The organism is Pedobacter cryotolerans, assembly GCF_005116475.1.
Lineage (GTDB): Bacteria > Bacteroidota > Bacteroidia > Sphingobacteriales > Sphingobacteriaceae > Pedobacter > Pedobacter cryotolerans.
The window spans coordinates 433698-458610 of sequence record NZ_SWBO01000003.1 but is presented as its reverse complement, the minus strand read 5'-3'; the positions used below and the strand labels follow the sequence as shown (position 1 = coordinate 458610).

Annotated in this window: 21 protein-coding genes; 13 read left to right on the top strand and 8 right to left on the bottom strand. The window is 35.2% G+C overall.

Features of this window, described 5'->3' with window-relative positions:
* Positions 1–32 precede the first annotated feature (32 nt).
* Positions 33–1544 (bottom strand): glutamate--tRNA ligase, encoded by a 1512-nt coding sequence (gltX, locus tag FA045_RS07565; RefSeq protein ID WP_136876100.1) that lies wholly within the window; start codon positions 1542–1544, stop codon positions 33–35.
* Between the two features lie 129 nt (positions 1545–1673).
* Between gltX and FA045_RS07560 the strand changes: the two genes are divergently transcribed.
* The 3 genes from FA045_RS07560 to FA045_RS07550 are packed head-to-tail and all read left to right on the top strand — an operon-like array spanning position 1674 to position 3791.
* Positions 1674–2906 carry a sensor histidine kinase gene (locus FA045_RS07560; RefSeq protein WP_136876098.1) on the top strand — a complete coding sequence of 411 codons (1233 nt, stop codon included), beginning with the start codon at positions 1674–1676 and terminating at the stop codon, positions 2904–2906.
* The gene (locus FA045_RS07555; protein ID WP_136876096.1) at positions 2866–3369 is read left to right on the top strand and encodes a DinB family protein; all 504 of its coding nucleotides are present in this window, start codon (positions 2866–2868) and stop codon (positions 3367–3369) included. Before FA045_RS07560 ends, FA045_RS07555 begins: the two co-directional genes overlap by 41 nt.
* Positions 3366–3791 carry a hotdog fold thioesterase gene (locus FA045_RS07550; protein WP_136876094.1) on the top strand — a complete coding sequence of 142 codons (426 nt, stop codon included), beginning with the start codon at positions 3366–3368 and terminating at the stop codon, positions 3789–3791. Before FA045_RS07555 ends, FA045_RS07550 begins: the two co-directional genes overlap by 4 nt.
* A 55-nt stretch (positions 3792–3846) precedes the next feature.
* On the opposite strand, the gene FA045_RS07545 is transcribed toward FA045_RS07550, so the two are convergent.
* From FA045_RS07545 to FA045_RS07535, 3 genes are all read right to left on the bottom strand, one after another.
* Complete coding sequence (locus FA045_RS07545; protein ID WP_136876092.1) at positions 3847–4206, bottom strand: DUF6249 domain-containing protein; 360 nt, start codon at positions 4204–4206, stop codon at positions 3847–3849.
* 167 nt (positions 4207–4373) lie between these two features.
* Positions 4374–5210 carry a L,D-transpeptidase family protein gene (locus FA045_RS07540; protein ID WP_136876090.1) on the bottom strand — a complete coding sequence of 279 codons (837 nt, stop codon included), beginning with the start codon at positions 5208–5210 and terminating at the stop codon, positions 4374–4376.
* 169 nt (positions 5211–5379) lie between these two features.
* Complete coding sequence (locus FA045_RS07535; RefSeq protein ID WP_136876088.1) at positions 5380–6000, bottom strand: porin family protein; 621 nt, start codon at positions 5998–6000, stop codon at positions 5380–5382.
* Between the two features lie 311 nt (positions 6001–6311).
* Between FA045_RS07535 and FA045_RS07530 the strand changes: the two genes are divergently transcribed.
* A complete protein-coding gene (locus tag FA045_RS07530; RefSeq protein WP_136876085.1) occupies positions 6312–8018 on the top strand; it encodes a glycoside hydrolase family 3 protein in 1707 nt (568 codons plus the stop codon).
* Positions 8019–8092: 74 nt separating this feature from the next.
* On the opposite strand, the gene FA045_RS07525 is transcribed toward FA045_RS07530, so the two are convergent.
* Positions 8093–8581 (bottom strand): thioredoxin family protein, encoded by a 489-nt coding sequence (locus FA045_RS07525; RefSeq protein WP_136876083.1) that lies wholly within the window; start codon positions 8579–8581, stop codon positions 8093–8095.
* Between the two features lie 114 nt (positions 8582–8695).
* On the opposite strand from FA045_RS07525, the gene FA045_RS07520 reads away from it, so the two are divergent.
* From FA045_RS07520 to FA045_RS07480, 9 genes are all read left to right on the top strand, one after another.
* Positions 8696–9355 carry a TatD family hydrolase gene (locus FA045_RS07520; protein WP_136876081.1) on the top strand — a complete coding sequence of 220 codons (660 nt, stop codon included), beginning with the start codon at positions 8696–8698 and terminating at the stop codon, positions 9353–9355.
* 42 nt (positions 9356–9397) lie between these two features.
* Entirely contained in the window at positions 9398–10195 is a 798-nt protein-coding gene (locus tag FA045_RS07515) for a tRNA threonylcarbamoyladenosine dehydratase (RefSeq protein WP_136876079.1), read from the top strand.
* 144 nt (positions 10196–10339) lie between these two features.
* Positions 10340–10828: an endonuclease domain-containing protein gene (locus FA045_RS07510; RefSeq protein ID WP_205943114.1), complete on the top strand. Its 489-nt coding sequence runs from the start codon at positions 10340–10342 to the stop codon at positions 10826–10828.
* A gap of 122 nt (positions 10829–10950) precedes the next feature.
* Entirely contained in the window at positions 10951–14214 is a 3264-nt protein-coding gene (locus FA045_RS07505) for a UvrD-helicase domain-containing protein (protein ID WP_136876077.1), read from the top strand.
* A gap of 82 nt (positions 14215–14296) precedes the next feature.
* A complete protein-coding gene (locus FA045_RS07500) occupies positions 14297–17173 on the top strand; it encodes a PD-(D/E)XK nuclease family protein (protein WP_136876075.1) in 2877 nt (958 codons plus the stop codon).
* A gap of 594 nt (positions 17174–17767) precedes the next feature.
* Positions 17768–18199, top strand: a complete 432-nt coding sequence (gene tnpA / locus FA045_RS07495) for an IS200/IS605 family transposase (protein WP_136876073.1) — start codon at positions 17768–17770, stop codon at positions 18197–18199.
* 3 nt (positions 18200–18202) lie between these two features.
* Positions 18203–18757, top strand: coding sequence for a GNAT family N-acetyltransferase (locus FA045_RS07490; RefSeq protein ID WP_136876071.1), 555 nt, complete (start codon positions 18203–18205; stop codon positions 18755–18757).
* Between the two features lie 9 nt (positions 18758–18766).
* A complete protein-coding gene (locus FA045_RS07485) occupies positions 18767–19126 on the top strand; it encodes a bleomycin resistance protein (RefSeq protein WP_136876069.1) in 360 nt (119 codons plus the stop codon).
* Between the two features lie 234 nt (positions 19127–19360).
* Complete coding sequence (locus tag FA045_RS07480; protein ID WP_136876067.1) at positions 19361–20347, top strand: pyruvate dehydrogenase complex E1 component subunit beta; 987 nt, start codon at positions 19361–19363, stop codon at positions 20345–20347.
* A 687-nt stretch (positions 20348–21034) separates the two neighbouring features.
* On the opposite strand, the gene FA045_RS07475 is transcribed toward FA045_RS07480, so the two are convergent.
* From FA045_RS07475 to FA045_RS07465, 3 genes are all read right to left on the bottom strand, one after another.
* On the bottom strand, positions 21035–22543 hold the full coding sequence (locus tag FA045_RS07475; protein ID WP_136876065.1) for a DUF4394 domain-containing protein: 1509 nt from the start codon (positions 22541–22543) through the stop codon (positions 21035–21037).
* A gap of 29 nt (positions 22544–22572) precedes the next feature.
* Positions 22573–23649, bottom strand: coding sequence for an NADH:flavin oxidoreductase/NADH oxidase (locus FA045_RS07470; protein ID WP_136876063.1), 1077 nt, complete (start codon positions 23647–23649; stop codon positions 22573–22575).
* An 83-nt stretch (positions 23650–23732) separates the two neighbouring features.
* The gene (locus FA045_RS07465; RefSeq protein WP_136876061.1) at positions 23733–24878 is read right to left on the bottom strand and encodes a M28 family metallopeptidase; all 1146 of its coding nucleotides are present in this window, start codon (positions 24876–24878) and stop codon (positions 23733–23735) included.
* Positions 24879–24913: the final 35 nt, after the last annotated feature.

Below are 24913 nucleotides of genomic sequence, written 5' to 3'. Positions count from 1 at the left end.
GAGGGACAATTCTTATACCAATTTATAATAATTTAAGCATTAAAAACAGTTATTGCTTTTTCAATTCTAGATTTAGTTTCGTTTTCACCTAGCATTACTGCAATATCAAAAACGCCTGGCCCAAATTTACCACCTACTAACATTACTCTAAAAGGCAACATCAATTCTCCTGGCTTAAAACCTTTAGTTTCTGCTAATGTTTTAAATTTTTCCTCCAACTGTTGTGCAGTTAAGTCATCAGTTAATTGATTGGCATATTCATTAAAGAAAGTTGCTTTTTCAATTGTCCATTTTGGTTTAACAGCAGCCTCATCATATTGGTTTGGTGCAGCAAAAAAGTAAGCACTTTGGGTAACAAAATCTCCTAATAAATTACAACGGTCTTTTACCAAATCAATCACTTGCAGTAAATAATCGTTGTTTTTAACTTCTATATTTGCCTCGGTTAAGATGTTGCTAACCACTAACTGTAAATTGCTAGCCGACGATTGTTTAATCCACTCGTGGTTATACCATTTAGCTTTTTCAAAATCGAATTTTGCACCTGCTTTGCTAATGCGATCAATTGAGAAAGATTCAATCAGCTCTGCTAAAGTAAAAATCTCTTTATCGCTGCCATCATTCCAACCTAGCATGGCCAAAAGATTTACAAAAGCTTCGGGCATAAACCCTAATTCTTTAAATCCTTTAGTCAAATCGCCTGTTTTTGGGTCATTCCAGTTCATGGCATATACCGGAAAACCTAAACGATCTCCATCGCGTTTGCTTAATTTACCGTTACCATCTGGTTTTAAAATTAAAGGTAAGTGAGCCCATTGCGGCATCGAAGCTTCCCAGCCCAAATATTTCCATAATAAAATGTGTATTGGTGCAGAAGGCAGCCATTCTTCGCCTCTAAAAGCATGGCTAATTTCCATTGCTTTATCATCTGCCACAACCGCTAAATGGTAAGTTGGCATTCCATCGGCTTTTAGCAAAACTTTATCATCAACCAAATTGGTGTCAAAACTTACCATACCTCTAATCATATCGTTAAAAGAAACCTGCTCATCTTCTGGCATTTTAATTCTAACTACGTAAGGCGTTTGGGCAGCTAATAAATCATCAACTTCGCTCTGCGATAAAGTTAAAGAGTTGCGCATTTCCATACGTGTTTTTTGTCCGTATAAAAAGTTTGGCTGCTCGGTTCTTTTAGCGGTTAATTCTTCAGGTGTATCAAAAGCATAATATGCAAAACCATCTGCAATTAACTGATCTGCATATTGTTTATAGCTGGCTTTGCGTTCGCTTTGGCGGTATGGGCCAAAAGCGCCAGGTTGCTGCGGACTTTCATCTGGCATTATGCCACACCAATTTAAACAATCTACGATATATTCTTCGGCCCCTGCTACAAAACGCGTTTGATCTGTATCTTCGACACGTAAAATAAAAGTGCCGTTATGTTGTTTTGCAAATAAATAATTAAATAGGGCAGTACGTACGCCACCTAAATGTAAGCCACCAGTTGGGCTTGGTGCAAATCTTACTCTAACTTTCTTTTCCATGAGGTTACAAAGATATAATTTCAATGGAAGATGTGAGCTGTAAAATAGAAGGAATACTAAATTTGAGTTTTGTTGTAATACATTTTCCATCATACATTTACATTTTTTTGTAATTTGCCAGTATCTATTATGAACCCCTATCAAAAAAAGCGCCGCTGGAAGGTATTTTTACTCGTTTTTGCTATCGTAATTGGTACAGCATCAGTATTTTACTCAGATTTTTTTGTTAAAAAGATGGAGCGAGAGGAGGCAGCTCAGTTTAAACTTTGGGTAACTGTTGCCGAGCAGCAAATGAAAATGTACGATAATGAGCAATTAACCGGTATTTACGATTTGTTGAAGAAAAATACCAAAATGGATGTAATTGTTACCAATCCTGATGGCAGCATTTACGCTTGGGATGGATTAGATACAACAAAAACTTTTTATGATGTTGGTGACAATGAGAAAACTTACGATTCGCTTTATTTTGTGAGGCAATTAGATAAAATGAGAAAGCAACATCGGCCAGCTAAGATGACAGATAGCGAAGGGAAACCGCTTATTGCATATTATAAAGATTCGTTTATTTTAACACAGTTGAGGTTTTTTCCTTATATCCAGTTAGGGGTTATTGGGCTTTTTATTTTGGCCGCTTATGTGGCGTTTAGTTCGGCCCGTAGAGCAGAGCAAGACCAAGTTTGGGTAGGTATGGCAAAAGAAACTGCACATCAGTTGGGAACACCAATCTCTTCGCTGATGGCTTGGGTAGAGCTCATGAAATCTAAATTTGATGCAGAAGAAGATCCGCTTATTGCAGAAATGCAAAATGACATTCATCGATTGGAAATAATTACGGATCGTTTCTCTAAAATAGGTTCAAAACCGATACTCGAAGATCATGTGGTATTTTTAGTAGTTAAAAATTTTATCGATTATTTTAAAATCAGAACTTCAGATAAAATCAACTTTGTGATAACTGGCGACAAACAAGTTAGGGCGATGTTAAGCATCCCGTTATTTGATTGGGTAATAGAAAATTTGTTAAAAAATGCCGCTAACGCGATTGAAAATGAAGGCACAATTACCGTAAATATCATCGAAAATTTAACTAAGGAAGAAGTTTTTATAGATGTAACCGATACGGGAAAAGGAATCCCTAGATCGAAATTTGATACGGTTTTTCAGCCAGGTTACACCACACGTAAACGCGGTTGGGGTTTGGGTTTATCTTTAACTAAAAGGATGGTAGAAAATTACCACAGCGGTCAAATTTTTGTGAAAGACTCTGAATTGGGCAAAGGCACCACGTTTAGAATTATTTTAAAAAGCAGCATAACTTATGAACCGACCACAAATACAGGAATACCCAGAGGCGTTTAGCAACTATATTAATTTGGTTGAAGGAGATGTGATGGAATTATTGACCAACCAAATTTCGGACTTTACCAATTTTTTAAACAACTTGGTAGAAAAAGCAGATTATGCTTATGCACCCGGCAAGTGGACTATAAAAGAATTAGTTGGGCACATGATAGATACCGAGCGAATTATGATTTACCGCTTAACTTGTTTCGCTCGTAATGAAAAAGCGCCATTGCCTGGTTTTGATGAAGACCATTATGTAGCCAACGCAAATTTTAGTGCTCGAAGTTTATTCAGCTTATCGGAAGAGTTTGCCCAACTCAGAAAATCGAATTTATTTTTATTTGATTCATTAAGTGAAGAAGAATTGAATAGGGTAGGTACTGCTAGTGGAAAATCAATTTCTGTAAGAGCGATGGTGCATATGTTAGCTGGCCATGTGATCCATCATACTAAAATTATTAAAGAAAGATATTTATGATTTGGTTTAAAGAGTTTACTTCAGCCATGCTTAATAATAGACCGAAAAACCACATAGGAGCTTTATTAGGTATAGAATTTACAGAAATTGGCGAAGATTATTTATGTGCTACAATGCCTGTTGATGAACGTACACACCAACCAGCTGGTATTTTACACGGTGGTGCATCAGTAGTTTTAGCAGAAACTTTAGGCAGCATTGCTAGTTACATGTGCATTAATCCTGATAAGTATATGGCCGTTGGTTTAGAAGTTAACGCAAACCACATAAGGCCAGTAAGTTCTGGTTTGGTTAAAGGAGTTTGTAAACCTCTACACATTGGTGGAAAAACTCACATTTGGGAAATTAAAATTTACAATGAGAAAGGTAAAATGAATTGTATAAGTAGGCTTACGGTTGCTATTTTACCTAAGCCATTATAGCCCGAAAGTCCAAAAGCGCTCACTTTCGGACTTCCCGTCTTCCCAACTCACCAACTCAACCCTGCTTATCTAACCACTTTTTTTCGATGATATAAGATACAATTAATCCTAATCCGCCGAAGATACCAAGACAACCGAAGTAAATTGCTACAGATTGTCCTTCTTCCATATCAGTCATTTCTTGTCCGAAAACGCCTCTAACTGTAAATAACGCTACCAATAATCCAATGCCCAAACCAACCAACAGCAAGCCAAACTTTAAGCTTAAAAAAGGTTTTGGGGTAGCTTTGTTTAAGCCAGGGTCTATGCCACGCTCAATCATCGCCATTTTTTCTTTGTTAGATAAATACCTGAGACCGAACACCATTGCGAACGTACAGATGAAAAATGTAATTGGTACTAATATTCCTTGCATGATTTCTATTTTTTTGTGTTAAACATTCATTGTTTTTAGAACCGCAGTTCTGAATACTATGACAACAGCAAAAAAAATTAGGTTACAGTGGTGGGTAAAAAAAGATGATAAAATTAGAAGCTTTATTGATTTAAGCGTGTTCAACTGAGTTTTTAAATAGTGTGTATTTATTTTTTAATCTCGATAGTAGTTCCTGATGCAATATATTTAAACAAAGTGTCCATATCTTTATTTTGCAAAGCGATGCAACCTGCAGTCCAGTCTTTAGCATTAACTTTTCCAGGCGTTGTACCGTGAATAGAAACACCAAAACCAACTTTTACTCCCTTTTGTTTAGCCAAGCGTTTATCATTTGCATTTGGGTATGAGATTAAAAAACTCTTGTAAAATTTATCGCTTCTCACATATTTTCTATCGATGTGATAAATTCCCTCTGGTGTTTTACCATCACCCTCTTTAATTTTATTGCCAATAGGACTAAAGCCCATATTGATATTGAAAGTTTTTACAACGCTACCATTACGAGTGATCATCATCTTTCTTTTTCCTTTTAAAACAGTGATGTAATCTGCCTGATTTAATGTGTTCGAAATGTTAGCCAGCTTTATTTTCCAGTTTTGTATGGTATCTGGATTTCGCCAGGCATCCCATCTTTCGCTACTTGCAACGGCATAGTCATCCCTTTTTAAGGAGTCTTGCGATTCTTGCGTTAACCGGTGTAATCTCCAAACATTTTTATCTCGAAAGATGATGGCCTCACGATTAAAAACTGGTTTAATATACTGGGAAAATTTAAATGGATTTCCCTTGCTATCATTTACAATAACAGTTGTATCCATATTTTTTGGAAGATGGTTATATAACGAATCATGCCATTGTATCCCTGTAATTTCTTTTTTACCCGCTACTTTGCCCAATTCTACATGCTCATCAGGGTTGTTATGTCCCCATATTAAATAGGTAATAAAGCCACCAATTAATAAAATTATTAGGAGAGTTTTCATCAAAAATGTTTAACTAAAAATACCGTTATACATTTGCATTTCAAAATATTTGGCAATAATTCTATCCTGTGCATCGGTATTGAGCTGCCAAATCTTTTTCAATAAAGAATTTAAAACAAAAAAGACCACCTTTTTAAAGGTAGTCTTTTCACTTGTATCAAATTTCTAATTAGAACTTAACTCCTAAACCAATTTGAAATACTTGGTTTTTAAACTCTGGTGTAGTTGATGATCCATTTTCATTATTTTTTTGGAAATCTAAAGCATAACGACCGTTAATGCCAACTTGGTTATTGAAATCATATCTAAAACCAATTACACCACCTACTAAACTCTTTTTAAAACGATCTGATTCATCTTCAACAATTTGTTGCTCAACAGTACCAAAACCATTTTCGAATTTGTTGTTAGTAGATAATAAGAAGGAAACCTGCGGACCAGCTACTAAATTTAAACCTTGAGCCAGTTGAATGCTTGCCAAAATTGGCACATCAATAAACGAAGTTCTTTGGGTAAACTCTCCAAAAGCAGATGTAGACTTGTAGCCTTTAGTAGAGTACAAAAGTTCTGGGGTAAAAGCTAAATTTTCTAATAATTTAATGTCTAAAGTTAAACCAGCATGAAAACCCGCTAAATAATCTGTTTTAAAATCGTTATTACCATCATCTTTGATAATGTTTGAATAGTTAAGACCTGCTTTTGCGCCAAGTCTAATTGCTTTGTCTGTACTCTGTGCGTTTGCAACACCTGTAATGAACAAGCCCATTGCTAGAATAAGTATTTTTTTCATAAAATTTTTTTTAACAATATTGATTTTGATTAACCCATAAGGAATAAATGTGCCAAACAAGTTATTAAACTTCCAATAGTTGATAAATGTGTATTTAATAACTGATTTTTAATGATTTAAATAGATGTTTACACATTAATGTGGTTTTTCAAAAAATTGTATAAGCGCAATACAAGTGTATCAAATTTAATACAAAATGCATTAAAAGCAGTTTAAAACGAATTGTTTAAACCGTTAAGTTTTGTTTTGATTTGTAAATGTAAACTTTTACTTAAATTCACCGTTTCATAATATCGATACATATACCATCCATGAAAAAATACCTTTTTTGTAGCATAGCTGCAATAATTGGCTTAAGTGCCACTTCACTTAAAGCACAACAAGCATCATACACAGATTTATTAAAAAACGAACCTATTTGGGTTGATTCTGTTTTTAAAAAGCTGAATAAAAGACAAAAAATTGCCCAAATGTTTTTCATTAGAGCGCAAACTAATACCAGTCAAAAACTACAAGATTCAATTGGAAAAGTAATTAAAAAAGAAAAAATTGGCGGCTTAGTGTTTTTTCAAGGTGGGCCAGCTAGACAAGCTGTTTTAACAAATAAATATCAAAAATTAGCTAAAGTGCCTTTGCTAATAACTAGTGATGGCGAATGGGGGTTAGGTATGCGTTTAGATAGTACCATTTCTTATCCTTACCAAATGGCGCTTGGTGCAATACAAGATAAAGAGCTTATTTACAAAATGGGCTTAGAGGTTGCCAAAGATTATAAACGCTTAGGTATGCACATGAATTTGGCTCCAGTAGTTGATGTAAACAACAATGCTAAAAATCCTGTAATTAATTACCGCTCTTTTGGAGAGAACAAATATAATGTTGCTCAAAAAGGAGCTGCTTATTTAAAAGGCATGCAAGATGGCGGTTTATTGGTTAGCATTAAACATTTTCCTGGTCATGGAGATACTGATGTAGATTCGCATTACGATTTGCCACAGCTTAAATTTACCAAAGAACGTTTAGATAGTTTAGAGATTTACCCATTTAAAGAGTTAATTAACCAAGGTGCGGCAGGGGTAATGATTGCCCACATGAATATTCCAGCATTAGATGCTACACCAAATATGCCTTCAACTTTATCTAAACCAATTGTTACGGGTTTATTAAAAGACCAATTAGGCTTTAAAGGCATCATAATTTCTGACGCAATGGAGATGAAAGGTGTGGTTAAATATTTTAAAGATGGCGAAGCCGATGTAATGGGGGTTATTGCAGGTAATGACATTTTAGAGCTATCTGAAAACAGCAAAAGAGCAGTTAAAATGGTTGCTCAAGCCATTAAAGACCAACGATTAACGATAGAAAGAATTGATGAAAGTGTAAAAAAAATATTGACCGCTAAATATTGGGCAGGTTTAAATATTAAAAAACCTGTGAGTGAAACTAATGTAGCAGCAGAAGTAAATAGACCAGAAAGTATGGTTTTGTTGCAGCAATTAGCAAATGCAAGCATGACAATGTTACGTGGCGCAGATTACATCAAAACTTTTGACCCTACTAAAAGAACCGTAATTTTAAATTTAGGTACACCAGATGTTACCACTTTTCAGAAAGAATTAGAAGCTACTTATAAAAATTCTATTTATTACAGTTTAGATAAAAATGCTAACGCAAACGCCATAGCAAAAGTTATTGCCGAACTTAAGCCTGATGATCAATTAATCGTAGCTATTGTTGATAGCCGTTTAAGACCATCGAACAATATGCCTTTAAGCGCTGATTTAAAAAATTTAATTTCGAGCTTAACCAATAGAAACGCTGTTTTTGCTTTGTTTGCAAATCCATATAATTTAGCTGGTTTAGCAGGATTAGAAAATGCTAAAAGCTTGTTAGTAGCTTATCAAAAAGAAGATTACATGCAAAAAGCAGCAGCTTCAGTGTTTAAAAATCAATTGATCCCAACAGGTAAGTTACCAGTTACAGCTAATCAATATTTTAAATCAGGAGACGGATTATAGTTATTGTCACCCAGACGAAGGAAGGGTCTCATAATGAGATTCTTCTCCGCCGCGGCGGCTCTGAATAACAATGTTTACTTCTTAACAGGATGCAATGCGCCATAATTCCAATTTTTTAAAAAATCGGTAATTTTTTTCACGCTGTGTCCATTTCCATCTTCTAAATAAGCTGAGTTTTGGGTGTGCAGTAATTTTCCATCGCCATCTAATATTAAAAACACAGGAAATCCGAAACGGCCAGGGTTGCTCAATTTGTTAAGCACTTCTTCGTTTTTGTTCTCTGGACTATAATTTACCAGTACAGTTTCAAAATTATTGCTTAGGTAATCTTTTAATGCTGGCGTTTCATTTACCAAACCGTGGAAACGAATACACCAAACGCACCAATTTCCGCCAACCTGAATAAACACATGTTTTTTAGCTGCTTTTGCCTTGGCTACAGCAGCGTCAATATCCGCCTGCGCATTTGCCTTAGGGTTATAAATAGAAACTAAAGCTTTTTCTTGTGCAAAGCCTATAGTGGTAAGCAGTAATAAAGCGATAACGAAAATATATTTTTTCATAAATTTTAAATAGGAATTTGGGCAAAGGTAACTAAAGACTACTAATTGCATAGATTACTTCTTGTTTATTTACAGAGCAGCTACAAATCATCAAAATCTTATATTTGTTTTGTAATGGATTTTTTAAACCTACATACGCATAAAACATCTGTAAAATCTGATGAAATAAACATTCAAAGTTTATCATTAACAACTGATGTTTTTTTGGCTATGCCGAAGAAAAAACCAATTTCTATAGGTCTTCACCCTTGGTATGCAACTATTGAAAATTTAGCGCTACAGATGAAATATTTAGCTGTTTTAGCCAAACAAGATAATGTTAAAATGATAGGCGAATGTGGTTTAGATAAATTAAAAGGTGAAAACATACCCAATCAGTTAATAATTTTGACAAAGCAAATTGAATTGGCCGAAGCGCTTAGCAAACCTTTAATTTTACATTGCGTAAAAAGTTTTGATGAATTAATTAGCTTAAAGGAAAAACTGAAAGTTAAAGTGCCTATGATTATCCATGGTTTTAATAAAAATGAAACATTGGGCAGGCAATTGTTAAATAAAGGATTTTTTCTTTCATTTGGCACATCAATTTTAAAAGAAAATTCTGGCTCAGCAAAGCTGATTAAAGAAATTGATTTTTTCTTTTTAGAAACCGATGATGAACCGAATAGCATTGAAGAAATTTATAAAGCAGTTGCAAAAATTAAAAATATAACTGTAGTTGAGCTTAAACAAATTATTTTTGCCAACTGGAAAAAACTGATCTTATTACCGTGATTGTCATTCTGAGCTTGTCGAAGAATAAATTATATATTTTATATGTCTGATATCAATTGGCTTTCTCGCTCTGCATTATTATTAGGAAACGATGGAATAGAACTGCTACAAAGCAAACACGTATTAGTTGTTGGTTTGGGAGGTGTAGGTTCTTTTGCTGCCGAATTTATATGCAGATCTGGTATTGGCGAAATGACCATTGTAGATGGCGATGTTGTTGATCCAACTAACAGAAACAGACAATTACCTGCTTTGGCAACAAACCATGGTGTTAGCAAAGCAGAAATTATGAAAGAACGATTGTTAGCGATCAATCCAGCGTTAAAATTGCATCTAATTAGCTCATTTTTAACGCCAGATAAATGTAAAGAACTATTGGAGCATAATTACGATTATGTAATGGATTGTATTGATAGCATCAAACCAAAAATCACTTTGTTAAGTGCTGCGTTAGAAAAAAATATTCCGATAGTTAGTTCGATGGGAGCAGGCGGTAAACTCGATCCAACTTGTATAAAAGTAACTTTTTTGCCTGATACCTATCAATGTGTTTTAGCAAGTTACGTACGTAAGCGATTTAGCAAGGCGGTAAATTCTCAAAAAATTAAAGCCGTTTTTTCAACAGAAGAAGTTTGCAAAGCCTCGTTAATATTAACAGATGGAAGTAACTTTAAAAAATCTGCTTATGGTACTGTTTCTTACCTACCAGCTGCATTTGGTGGTTTTTGTGCTTCTGTTGTAATAAGAGATTTGTTAGGCATAGAGATACAAATGACCGAAAGACCAAAACGGATTAGTCATGAAACTTTGGAAAAGAGGGGTAATAAAAAGGCTAAATAGCTATTGTTGATATCCTGATTTCGAGAAAGTTTTAAATTTGTGTAAGTTAGATAGTGTAATTAACCACCCCGTCTGCTGCGCATCCACCCCTCCAAAGGAGGGGAATTGCATAACGCTTTAACCAAATTGATTAAAAAACAAGTAATGCAAAAACCAAATAACACACCTGCAAATTCTGCATCACGCAATTCCCATCCCATGGAGGGGTGCCTGAAAGGCGGGGTGGTTATTAACGGAACACCAATAAAACTAAACCCAATTTTAGATTTACCTTATCAACCTCGTTTAAAAGGCAGCGCAAAATCTTTACGCCAAGCAGAAAACTTACCAGAAGTTTTATTTTGGATGCAGGTACATAAAGGAAAATTCCATCAACTTGATTTCGATAGACAAAGAATAATCGGAAATTATATCGTTGATTTTTATATCAAAAAGCTGGGTTTGGTAATTGAAATTGATGGAGATAGTCACGATAATAAAGTGAATTATGATAGTATAAGAGAAGATTATCTAATATCGTTAGGCTTAAAAGTGTATAGAGTTTTAGTTGACGATATATTGAGACACATGGACTTTGCAATAATGGGATTAGAAGATTATATTGTGAAGGAATATGGGGTTAGTTCTGGGTAATTGATAAAACAGATCTGCTTGGTAATCAGACTTTGATCTTATCAAGAGAATTACGAAATAAATATTATTCACTAAAAACCACCCCGCCCTGCGGGCACCCCTCCAAGGGAGGGGAATTAAAAATGCAAAAACCAGTTAAAATACTACAAGCATCTGCCGGATCGGGTAAAACCTTTAGTCTTGCAGCACATTACCTCACTTTGTTATTTAGTGGCGATAATAAATACCGCGAAATATTGGCCGTAACTTTTACAAATAAGGCAACCGAGGAAATGAAAACACGTATCCTTGAAGTTTTACTCGGTTTTGCCAAGGGCGATGATGCAAAAAAAATTGACGATTACCGTGTGTTGGTGTTGGATGCTCACCCACATTTAAATACAGCAACGTTAAAACTACAAGCCGATAAAATTTACCGCAAAATTTTGCATGATTACAGCCGTTTTTCGGTAAGTACCATTGATGGTTTTGTGCAAAAAGTTATCCGCGGTTTTGCATTTGAACTGGGTTTAGATAGCGGTTACAGCCTAGAAATGAATACCGAAAAGGTTAAAAAAGAGTTGACCACCAAACTTGAAAAATTACTCGATGAAAAGGATAACCTTTTGCAATGGGTAGTAGAATTGGCATTAGATCGAATTAGCAATAACAAATCGTGGAATTACAATGCTGAACTTTTAAAATTAGTAGGTGAAGTTTTTAAGGATCAGTTTAAAGATTTTGAAATGGCAATTGCCAGTTTTGGAACTGAAAATACCGATGAGGTATTTAAAAGATATATCGATTTCTCTAAAAATTACATCAAAAAGTTTGAGGAAGATTTAATTGAGCACGCAGAAAATGCTTTCGGAATTATAGAGGTGAGTGGTTTTAGTACAGAAGATTTTAAAGGTAAAAGTCGCTCGCCTTTGCTAAAATTTAACAGCATTGTAAGGGGCAATTTTGCGGATGTAGAAAAAGTATTAAAGCTAATTGATGATGAAGAAAATTGGTTCCCGAAAGGAAAACCGAATGAGCTTTATGAAGATATCAACCCAATTTTACATCAGCTTGCCACAGTTTACAATACTAGCATAGCCGATTATATTTTAGCCAAAGCATTCATCAAAAACGGTTATTTTTTAAGGTTGATGCAAGAAATCGCAGTTTTATTAGCTCAATATCGCGAAGAAAATGAAACTCTACTCATCAGCGATGCGCAAAAATTACTGAACGGAATAGCCGAAGACGCCGGAGAAAATCCCAGCTTTATCTGGGAGAAAATGGGCAACAGGTATAGAAATTTTCTATTTGATGAATTTCAGGATACTTCTGCTAATCAATGGAACAGTTTTAAGGCTTTGGTAAGCAACGCCATTGCCACACACGATGGAAAATTACATGATCACTTAATTGTAGGTGATGCCAAACAATCTATTTACCGATGGCGAGATGGCGATTATAAACTGCTGCATCAAAAAGCAAAAGCTGACTTAGAAACACAAAATGTTTATGATGATCAGTTGGCAGAAAACTATCGCAGTACCGAGCAAGTCATCACATTTAACAACCAATTATATCCAAAATTAGCTGAGTTATTGCAAAACAAAATCAACGGAGAAATACCTATTGATGACGAGCAATTAAACGGATTTTGGAATGATCAACGCAACCAGTATGCCGACATTATTACTAAAATTTACCATGGTGTTGCACAAAATACCCACGCCAAAACCACAAAAGGCGGAGTAATTAAAATCAAGAAAATTGAATTTGAAAAACCTAAGGCGAACGCTGATGGAATTGTAGAGAACGTTGCTACTGATACCGAACCAGAAAACAAAAAAGAGGCTTCGTTGGCCGAGATGCTTAAAGAAGTAAGTTTTTTACTTAACGAAAAAGGTTATCAGCAACGAGAAATAGGTGTTTTAGTTCGATCTAATGCCGAAGCAACCGAAGTAGTAAATGCATTAATGGTGGCAGGGTTGGATGTCATATCAGGCGAAGCCTTAAAAATAGCAAGCAGCACAGCCATAAAATTGATTGTAAATGTGCTTAAGTTGTTAGTGGTTAGTCCAGCTAATTCGGCTTTGTATAAGGCAAATTGTATTGCGCTTTATGCTCAATTACATGAAAAAGCAATTAACGGAGATCATTATTTTGCCTTAAAAGAAACTCCAATAGAAAACCTAAAGCACGTTTTGCCTGTCGATTTTTGCGACAATTACAGGGTTTGGTTAAGTTTACCAGTTTCGGCATTAATCGAAAATATCATCACTGCTTTTGGCTTAGATAGCTACCAAAAAAATAATGTCAATCCGTTTTTGCCTTATCTTTTGGCTTTTAGAGACCTTACCAATAAAGCATCCCGACAAGGCGAAAAAGGCATTTCTTCTTTCTTAAATTGGTGGGAAGAGGAAGGGCACAATAAAAATTTACCATCGCCAGAAACTGCTAACGCCATACAGGTAATGACTATCCACAAATCTAAAGGTTTAGCCTTTAGGGCAGTTTTTATACCTTTTTGCGATTGGCCATTGGGCGGCAGAACAAACAGTACTTTTTGGGTGCCAATGAGCAACACAGCATACGCCGATTTGCAAAGCATTCCGTTGCAATTTACCAGTCAGCTAAAAGGCTCTAGTGTAACCAAATATTACCTCGAAGAATTGTTGATGAATTACATGGATGCCTTGAATAGTTTGTACGTTGCAACCACAAGAGCTAAAGATTACATTTACATTTCGTTTCCTGGCAAGAAAAAACCATCCTTAACCCATGTTGGCGATGCGGTGTTTGATGCTTTTTCACAAGATTTTGAAAACACTGATGAAATACAAATTGGTAGTTTTTCTGCCAAAGGCGATGGAATAGAAAATTTTGATACGTTGAATTTAACATCCTATCCAACTACCAAACGTTTAGAAGAAGTTTATGAAGAAACCGAAAACCGTCCACAGAAATACATTGAGAATATTGCTAAATCTGGTGTAAAAGGCAGTAATTTACATGCTATTTTAGCTGAGGTAAACAAAGTTGATGAAGTTGAAAATGCGGTTGATTGTTTGATTTTAGATGGACTTGTTTTAGAAGATGAACGAGAAGATTATCTGCAGCAAGTGGCAGATGTTTTGTCGCACCCAGAGCTGAGCGCTTTGCTGAGCCAAAATGCGAACCAAATCAATGAAAAATCGATTATCGGTATCGATGGAAAAACTTACCGACCAGATAAATTGGTGCTCAACGGCAAACAAGTTTCTATCATCGATTATAAATTTACTGCCGAAGAAAGCCAAAATCATGTCGCCCAAATCGTGAATTACAAAAATTTAATAGAAGCGATGGGTTATGAAGATGTAAAACCCTATTTGTTTTACGCTACGTTAAAAAAATTAAAAGCTGTATAAAGATTAATCCGTCATGCTGAACTCGTTTCAGCATCTGTTAGCAGACCCTGAAATAAATTAAGGGTGACGTTACAAAAAAATAATGAACCCATTTTTAAAAGACGTTGCCGAAGATTTAGTAGCCAAGTTTAACCAAAACTTGCAAGATTGTGCTATTGTGTTTAACAACAAACGCCCTGTTGCGTATTTGCAAAAACACTTGGCCGATATTTACAAAAAACCTTTTTGGAGCCCTACATTTTTTACCGTTCAAGAGTTTTTTGCTGAGGCAACCAGTTTAAAAATAGCTGATCACTATACTCAGTTTTTTACATTATACGATTGCTACATTGAACTGTTAAAAAGCGAAGGCGTAGAAAAACTACCATCAATTGCTAAGTTTCATAATATTGCCAAAATAATTTTAGGCGATTTTAGCCAAATTGATAATGATTTGGTAGATGCCGATCGACTTTTTACAGAGTTAGAAGATATTGCTGTAATCAATCAGCAATTTGATTTTTTAACAGCAGAACAAAAAGAATTTCTGTCGCAATTTTGGCAATCTTACTCAGAGGGCAAATACAAAAAACAGCAAGAGCTTTTTATCAAAATGTGGCACAGGATGCCAGTATTGTACCATAACTTTCATACAAAGTTAGCCGATAACGGTTTTACCACTATGGCACGTTTGTATAAAAATATCGCCGATGGCAAAAACGATGTAGATTTTACAGCAAAATATATTGACAAAAAATTAATTTTTATAGGTTTTAACGCATTAAGCAAAGCCGAAGCGAAAGCTTTTAAACGTTGGCAAGAAGAAGAAAAAGCCATCTTTTATTTCGATACGGATAGCTATTATTTAGCCGATGAAATGCAAGAAGCAGGATTGTTTCTTCGCAGAAATTTAAACCAAATAGGCTTAAAAAATCAACTCTCTAATGAGCTTAGTTACATCAAATCTTCGCAACGCGATGTTAATGTTTACAAAGTGCAAGGGCAAACTGCACAAGCTAAAATTGTAAACGAACTTATAGCAAATGAAAAAGTGCAAATTTTAGGCGAACAACCGGTAAACACTGCCATTATTTTAGCGGATGAAAGTTTGTTGATCCCGGTTTTACAAACCATCCCGTCTAAAATTGAGGATAAAAAGTTAGATGTAAACATTACCATGGGTTTTGGCTTAACCAATTCATCATTATACGGATTAGCAGATTTATGGTTAAGTGTACAAGCAGAAGTTAACGCCAAAAAAACCGTTCAGTACCAAACGGCGATTGCTTTTCTATCGCACCCATTAATTGGCATTAGTGATGTGATGCGGCCGAAGATTATCGATGCTTTAATTAAAGAGCAACTGATAGAAATTCCTTATGGTCGTTTAACCCGACAAGGTGGTTTATTCGCCAGTTTTTTCGAGCCAATTACTTCATCCGCCGATGCGGTAAAAACTTTAATTACAGTTTTAGATTATGTTTTGCAACGTGAATTAGCTGCCAGAAAGTTAAAAAAAATAGATGCAGAACTATTTGGCAAAACCATGCAAGAGTTAAACCGTTTGCAAGATACGCTACAACATCATATTGATAAATACCAAAAAGATATTGAATTAAGCTTTGTATTGTCTCTCATTCAAAAATCTCTTACTGCAATTGCTGTTCCGTTAGAAGGAGATCCGTTAAATGGTATCCAAATTATGGGATTGTTAGAAAGTAGAAACTTGAACTTCGACCGTGTAATTATTCTTGGTTTAAACGAAGGGATTATTCCGCAGGCATCAACCGGAACTACCTTTATTCCAGATAGTTTAAGGCGGGCTTATGGTTTGCCTGTACTCGAAAATCAAGACGCCATCTCTGCGTATATGTTTTACAGATTGATACAAAGATCAAAAAATATAGATTTTGTCTATAACTCATTAACCGACGAGAGTAACAGTGGCGAACCGTCTCGATTTATCAAACAATTAGAGTACGAAAGTGGCTTTAATTTTCACCATAAAGAATTGCAATTAACTGTTAAAACAGAGTTAAAAAGGGATGAGGTAGTTATCAAATCAAAAAAAGTTCAACAGGTTTTAGATCGATATTTGAGTGGTCAAAAATATCTTTCGGCTTCGGCATTAACAACTTATATCTCAAATCCGATAGATTTCTTTTACAAATACGTTGCTGGTATTGAAGAACCAAAAGAGGTAGAGGAAACGGTTGAAGCATACAAAGTTGGTTTGATATTGCATGATGTAATGGAACAGTTTTATGCACAATTGAAAGCAATTGATCCGGAAATTACCTCAGAACGAATTAAAGAAAAAAGAGCGGATATTCCGAAACTGATTATGCAAGGTTTTGCGCATGTAATGTATGAGAATAGAAATGCTCATGTGCAGTTAAACGGAATGCAAAAGGTAATTTATGCCATCGTTTTGGAATATGTAAATATTATTTTAAAGCAAGATACTGAAGACGCACCATTTACCTTAATTGGTTTAGAACAAAAAGGAAATGTGAGTTTTAGTTTCGAGGCAAATGGTGCAACACAACAGCTTAAACTTTTTGGCATTATTGATAGGGTAGATTTAAAAAATGGGGTTTATAGAATTGTAGATTATAAAACTGGTAGTGATAAGTTAAAATATTCATCAATTGATGAATGTTTTGATACAGACTGCGGCAATATTAACAAAGCATTGGTACAAACACTATTTTATACACATGTGTACGAGCAGCTTTCTAAGAACGAAAATGTAGAGCCAAACTTGTACATTGTTAAAACCATGAGTAAAGATGGGATTACTTTTGCTGGCAAAAACGGGATATTAAAAGATGAATTTTTAGCATCAGAGAAATTGGTGTTTTTAAATGCATTACGACTTAAGTTAAAAGAGTTATTTGATTATAATATTCCTTTTAGAGCTAGCCAAAACCCGGGTAATTATGTTTATTCTATTTATACAACATTGTTTGGGAGGTAGTTTGGCTAAAGCCAATATGTATTTCCTTTTTATCCATTGGCTGAAGCCAACGGCAATGAGCTTTAGCTGATATATTTGTTCATTGCCATCTGTCTGGTCGTTGCAATCTGCTTTGTTCATTGCCGTCTTCTTTAGCTGTTTATGTATTTGTTCATTGCTACCTTTCTGTTCGTTGCAATCTACTTTGTTCATTGCCGTCTGCTTTAGCTGTTTATGTATCTGTTCATTGCCATCTGTCTGTTCGTTGCAATCTGCTTTGTTCATTGCCGTCTGCTTTAGCTGTTTATGTATCTGTTCATTGCCATCTGTCTGTTCGTTGCAATCTGCTTTGTTCATTGCCGTCTGCTTTAGCTGTTTATGTATTTGTTCATTGCCATCTGTCTGTTCGTTGCAATCTGCTTTGTTTATTGCCGTCTGCTTTAGCTGTTTATGTATCTGTTCATTGCCATCTGTCTGTTCGTTGCAATCTGCTTTGTTTATTGCCGTCTGCTTTAGCTGACGGAGATAAGAAATGATTTAGTGGCTTTAGCCACATTTCTGTTAAAAAATAAATAGTCAATTTTTTATTATCTTGGTATAGCCAAATGAAAAACTATGTCATATATCAGAATATGGGTGCATTTAGTATTCGCCACAAAAAACAGGGAACCTTTACTAACCAAAGAAGTTAGATATAAAGTTTATGAACACATGATAGAAAACTGTAAAGAGAAATCAATCTTTTTGCAAACTATTAATGGTTATACAGATCATGTTCATTGCTTGATCTCACTAGGGCGAGCACAAACCATTTCAAAAGTTACACAATTGATAAAAGGAGAATCGTCATTTTGGATTAATCAAAACCAACTTACAACGAATAAATTTATGTGGCAAGATGACTATTATGCTGTATCTGTAAGCGAATCAAATCTTCAAGCAGTTATCAATTACATTAAAAATCAAGAAGTTCATCATACTAAGAAAACTTTTGACCATGAAGTACAAGAGTTTGTGAAAATTTACGGTTTTTCAGTATTAAAATAGAAAATGCTAAAACTCCAATTCACTTCATTCCCAACTTTAGAAACTGAAAGGTTAATTCTTAGAGCACATACAAATGCTGATGCGAAAGCTTTATTTGCTTTGCGCTCAAACGAAACTGTAATGAAATATATTTATCGTGAAAGACCAAAAGACATATTTGATGTACAAACTTTAATCACCACATTAAATAAGGGGTTTGAAAATGGTGATAATTTAGTTTGGGCAATTGCATTAAAAAATAATCCAAGTGAAATGATTGGCGAAATTGGTTATTACAGAACAGATTTTGCCAACCATAGGGCGGAAATTGGTTACATGCTAAATCCTGATTATTGGCGAAAAGGAATTATTTCAGAAGCTTTGATAAAAGCCATTGCATTCGGTTTTAAGAATATTAACTTACATAGCATTTGTGCAGATGTTAGCCCTGAAAATAATGCTTCTAGGCAAATTTTACTCAAACACGGTTTTGAAAAAGAGGCCTATTTTAAAGAGAGGTATTACTTTCAAGGTAAATTTTTAGATAGTGAGATATATTCTTTTGTAAATTTGTCCTGATACTTTATTATGCTTAAAACCGCAACGCCAATCCTCGCATCTTTAGATGCAGAAGAAACGATTAAATTTTACACCGAAAGGTTAGGCTTCACCTTTCATAACAATTGGGATGGCTACCTGATTTTTAGTAAAGATGAAATTTCCATCCATTTATGGCCAACAGGCGATGAAAGCATCCCCAAAAATACCGGTTGTTATATTTATGTAACCCAAGTTGATGAATTATTTAGCGAATATAAAACACAAGGAGTTGTACACCCGAACGGTGAGCTAAAAAATATGCCATGGGGAATGAGGCAATTTTCAATTTTAGACAATAACGGCAACATTATTCATTTTGGCGAAGATATTTCTGGAAAAACCAAATAGAAAGCACAGTTTTTTGCGTTAACGATGACAGCGGCATTCTTTTGGGTTTGTTAAAACCAAAAAGATACAGCGGATCCCGAATGTTCGGGATTAATACGACCAAAAAACTAAAATTTAATTTGGCTAAAACTTGCTTTATCCATATTCTAAATACATTTGATATTGTAATTAAAACACTACTTTAAAATTACGATACAATAGTTATATTTGCACTTGGTAATTTTTGAATAAACAATGAGAGAAATCCAATTTAGAGAAGCACTACGCGAAGCATTGAACGAAGAAATGCGTAAAAACGAGAACATTTTTTTAATGGGCGAAGAAGTTGCGCAATACAATGGTGCATATAAGGTTAGTCAGGGGATGTTAGATGAGTTTGGCGACAAACGCGTTATTGACACACCAATTGCTGAATTAGGTTTTGCAGGTATCGGTATTGGTGCTGCAATGAATGGCTTAATTCCAATCATCGAGTTCATGACTTTCAATTTTTCATTGGTAGCTATTGATCAAATTATCAATGCTGCTGCAAAGATTTTATCAATGAGCGGTGGCCAGTTTTCGGTGCCAATCGTTTTCCGTGGTCCAACTGGTAATGCTGGTCAATTAGGTGCGCAACACTCTCAAAATTTCGAGAACTGGTTTGCGAACTGTCCGGGTTTAAAAGTTGTTATTCCATCAACTCCTTATAATGCTAAAGGTTTATTAAAAGCAGCTATTAACGATCCAGATCCAGTAATTTTTATGGAATCTGAAGTAATGTATGGAGATAAAGGAGAAGTTCCTGAAGAAGAATACACTTTAGAAATTGGTAAAGCAGTTGTTGCCAAAGAAGGTACTGATGTAACTATCGTAACTTTCGGTAAAATGTTAACACGTGTAGTTAATCCTGCTGTAGAAGAATTAACTAAAGATGGTATCAGCGTAGAAGTTATCGATTTATTAACGGTTCGCCCTATCGATTATGCAACTATTATCAACTCTGTTAAAAAAACAAACCGTTTGGTAATTGTAGAAGAAGCTTGGCCATTGGCTTCAATTTCTTCTGAGATTACTTTTAATGTTCAGAAAAATGCATTCGATCATTTAGACTCGCCAATTTTACGTATTACTTGTGCTGATGTTCCGTTGCCATACGCACCAACTTTAATTGCTGCTAGTTTGCCAAATGCAGAAAAAGTAGTTAAAGCGGTTAAAGAAGTAATGTACGTTAACAAATAAAACTTGTCTCGCTAAGCCTGTCGAAGCGTATAAATTATAAATCCTCTAAGTTTACTTAGAGGATTTTTTTATACTAATTTTTAGCAGCGCAATACTTGTGCGCCTCATCAAATTTGTTCCTTTGTTTCGCTTGTATGGCTGCCGGCAGGCTGGCATCGCTTCGTGTCTGCTCTCCTTTCTACAGGGTACAGCTCAATGTAATTAAATTAAGCGTTGGCGGGAACGCCAACGCTGGAGCTTTCTTATGTTGGTGTCCTTGCCAACATTTTAACCACCTTTAACTTAGTTACATTAGGGTACCGCTTAACCAAGGGCTAAAATTAAAGTAAAAGCTATTTTGGAGAGCTGCTATCGGGCTACAGTACATTGTTACTAAACCCGGTGGTAGCGGCATACTTTTTTATGTCATCCTGAGCTTGTCGAAGGACAATAAAAAAGATAAAGCGAACAACGGGACTGTTTATCCCTAAGAATTTCTTGCGCTCATTTTCTGATTATGTATTGCAATTATTTTTTGTAGTACGTTAACTCGGACACCAACTTCAGTTATTTGCAGAGTTGACGTACTCGCCGCCAATGCTCTAATGGTACTAAGCTGCAGCTATATTTGCCGCAATAAAGGGTTATAAGCAAAAAAAGCTGTACCCTAAAAAGAATACAGCTCCAAAACATAGAGATAATGCTTTATTATCTTAAACCTAAGGTAAACGCTGATACCGCAAAGCCAAAATCAGTTGTTATAGCAGTAGCTAAACCAGTTGCCAAATCTAGCTTGTAAATTTCACTTTTACCTGCTACGGTAAAAACACCATAAGCTATATTTGTTGTGGCGGTGCTCATCACATCAAATCCATTAGCACTTTCAACATTAATTTTTAAATCGCCTATGGTAGTTAAAATACCTGTATTTGCTTCTTGACTAAATAAACGATCTAAAGTGTGGTCTATTACATAAAGCGCTGTAGCGTTTGCCCCTTTAAAATTATTAGTGTATGCCGCAGCGCTTAAGGTTGCAGTTGCGGTTGTAATATTTGCATCAACGGTTACCGCTGCGGTAGTGGGGTTTACCCTTAAGTTTTGCCCTGTGTTACTTACAACTCTAATTAAATCTGCAACAGGGTTAAAATCGAAACCGAAACTTGTGCCAGCCAGTGGTGTAGTTAACAAACCAACTTCTGTAAAGGCTCCATTGCCAATGTTAACCGTATATAAACGATTTGTACTTCCTAACGCATACAATTGCCCATTTGTTGGTCGCATATCCATTCCTAAAATAGTTTCGCCACTTTGCAAACCAGTAATCGGTTTCTTCAGAACGTTTGATGCGGTTAAATTAATAATCAACAACTCACTTCCGGAAACAGCATAAGCTACTTGGTTTACGGGCATTGCAATACCTTGTATATTTAAATTACTCGGAAACCTACCTTTTAATTCTGCTAAGCCAGTAGTTAAATTAATGGTATACAAATTTGCTTGAGTTGCTGTTTTGCCGATGGCAATTGCATTTTTGCCGTCTGCAGAAATATCAAAACTTACGTTTGTGCCTAAATCTAATTGCAAATCGCCAACTTTAACCAAGGTGCCATTATTTGGTGGATCTTGTTTATATAACACTTTAGCCGAAAAATCTATATCATATAAGGTAGTAGTTTCTGCTCCTGCAAAATTATTATTGTAGGCTACCCCATTTATATTGGTGTTATTTATTGCACCATCTGCTGCTACAACCAAACCGGTTTCTGGGTTTAAGCGTAAATTTTGACCAGTATTGGTAACTATCCTAATCCTATCTACTACCGGATTAAAATCTAAACTCACCACATCGCCAGCCAATGCAGGTGTAAATGCCGTGCTTGCAACAGCTCTGGCTTTTCCAGTTGTTGCATCGATTATGTAAATTATACTTGCATTACTTACCGCATAAAGTTCGCCTGTTGCTGGTCTAAAATCTATACTCAATAATTTCTCTGTAGTTGCAGTTAATCCTGTAACTGCTACTTGCGATGCAGCTGTTTTGATGTTACCAGCATTAAATTTCAATAAATTATTGTCTGCCAAAGCATAAAATTCTTGGTTCGGACCAAATAATGGTAAATTGATAAAAGGATCGCCTTTTTTACAAGATGAAATAATCAACACTAACACGATAAGCATTAATTGAAACTTACTTTTGCCAAGGTATTTATTAAACATTTTACAAGATAAGTTTAAAATTTAAAAAATTAGGAATGTTTTCTGGGTTTGGCTCTTTCATATTGAGCAGGCCATTTCACATCGTCACCTAATTTAAATGCCGCATCAAGCGGGAAGTATGGGCTTCTCAATAGTTCTCTTGCCATAAAAATCAAGTCAGCATGGCCGTTTTGTAAAATTTCTTCTGCTTGGTTTTCATCAGTTATTAAACCTACAGCTCCAGTTTTTATGCCCACTTCTTTTTTAATTGCAGCAGCAAATTCTACCTGATAACCAGGTTTTAAAGGAATTTGTTGTGCTAAAGTTAAACCACCACTAGAGGTATCAATTACATCAACTCCTTTTTCTTTTAGCAAAGCTGATAAACGGATAGATTCTTCTAAATTCCAACCGCCTTCTGCCCAATCTGTTGCAGAAATTCTAACAAATAAAGGGTTTTCTGCTGGCCAAACTTCTTGCACGGCCGTAACTGTTTCCATTAACAAACGAATTCTGTTTTCGAAAATTCCGCCATATTCATCGGTTCTTTTATTGCTTATCGGCGATAAAAATTGATGTTGTAAATAACCATGGGCAGCATGAATTTCAATCACTTTAAAACCTGCTTTAATTGCTCTTTCTGTAGCCGATTTAAAATCAGCTTTTACTTTTGCTATTCCTTGTAAGTCTAAAGCAATTGGTGTTTTGTCGGTAGGGTTAAAAATTTCACTACTTGCCGAAACAGTATCCCAACCACCTTGATCTTTATCTAATTGTAAAGGGTTTTCCCATGGGATATCAAAACTTGCTTTTCGCCCTGCGTGAGCTAATTGGATACCAGCAATTGATCCATTTTCATGAATAAAATCCACAATCTCTTTAAATTTTTCTATTTGTTCATCTTTCCATAAACCTAAATCGCCAACAGAAATACGAGCCTCTGGAGAAACACCAGTTGCTTCTGCAATAATTAAACCTGCACCACCAACAGCTCTGCTACCTAAATGCACCAAATGCCAATTATTAGGGAAACCATCTTTAGCAGAATATTGGCACATTGGCGATACCACAATTCTATTTTTTAACTCGATATTTTTGATTTTAATTGGAGAGAAAAGTAACGACATGATTTATAAATTTTTTCAAATTAACAACAAGTAAATTGAAATGTTTGTGGCTAACAATTAACGCTACAATAGCGTGACAAGAACTAATTCATTAACGATTGATTAAACCCTACAAAAAGTTTAAACAAATTCTCGTAAACAGTAAATGGTAAGGTTTGAGGCTTGTCAAAAACATCGTGGTAAGCAGAAATTCCGCCTTGCGTGTACATAAAAAATGCAGGCACTCCTTTTTCAGTAAAAAAATAATGATCGCTATTTGCTGCTTTACCACGAGGATTAATCTTTACTAAAAACTGTCCTTCTTCATTAACTTTATTGAGCAATTTAAACTCTTTAGGGTATTGTGTTGCATTTACAACGGTTGCACCAGTTTCGCCAGTTCCAACCATATCAACGTTTATTAAAAATTTAATTTTATCTAATGGGATAAGTGGGTTTTCAGTAAAATATTTGGAGCCTAAAATACCTGCCTCTTCTGCTGCAAAGCAGATAAATGCGATGGAATATTTGGGTGGATTTTTAGCGTAATGCTTGGCTAAACTGAGTAAAAATGAAACGCCACTTCCATTATCATTTGCCCCGGGGAAAAATGTTTCACTTCCCATTCCGCCTAAATGATCGTAATGAGCTGTAATTACTATCGTTGAATCAGGCTTTGCAGTTCCCTTAATAAATCCGGCAATATTAGCTGCGCTGAAATCAGGAATAAATTGGTTTTCAATATCAATAACTATGTTTTTTGGAATTGAGCTTAGTGCAGATTTTTTAATTAAAATTTGCGTGTAATCTTCTACTTTTTGCGATACAGACCAAGTTAATTTATCTTCCAACGTAACCAATATCCTGCTTGATGCAGCTAAAAAATTAACACTGTCTTTTTGTTCTAAATCTGTTTTGGCTTTTAAGCCAACACTTGCTTGATGTACAATAAAATCGTTACCTGGAATTAACTTTTTGCCGTCAATTATAAGCTTCATTTTATCCGGAAAAGTATTTACCGAAAACATAAATGGCTGCTTAAAATCTTTCCCATCCATCGGTTGCAAACCAAAAGATTTAAACTCTGATTCAATAAAATTTGCCGCTTTAGCCATACCGTTTTTGGTGTAACCTCTGCCCCAAAGTTCTTTAGATGTTAAGGTGTTTAAAGTTTTACGAGCATATTTTAAATCTTGTGCAAAACAGTTTGCAGATATAAGCCAAATAGATATGATTAAAAGCTTTCTCATGGTAGATAGTTTGGTTAAGCAAGTTAATCATACTA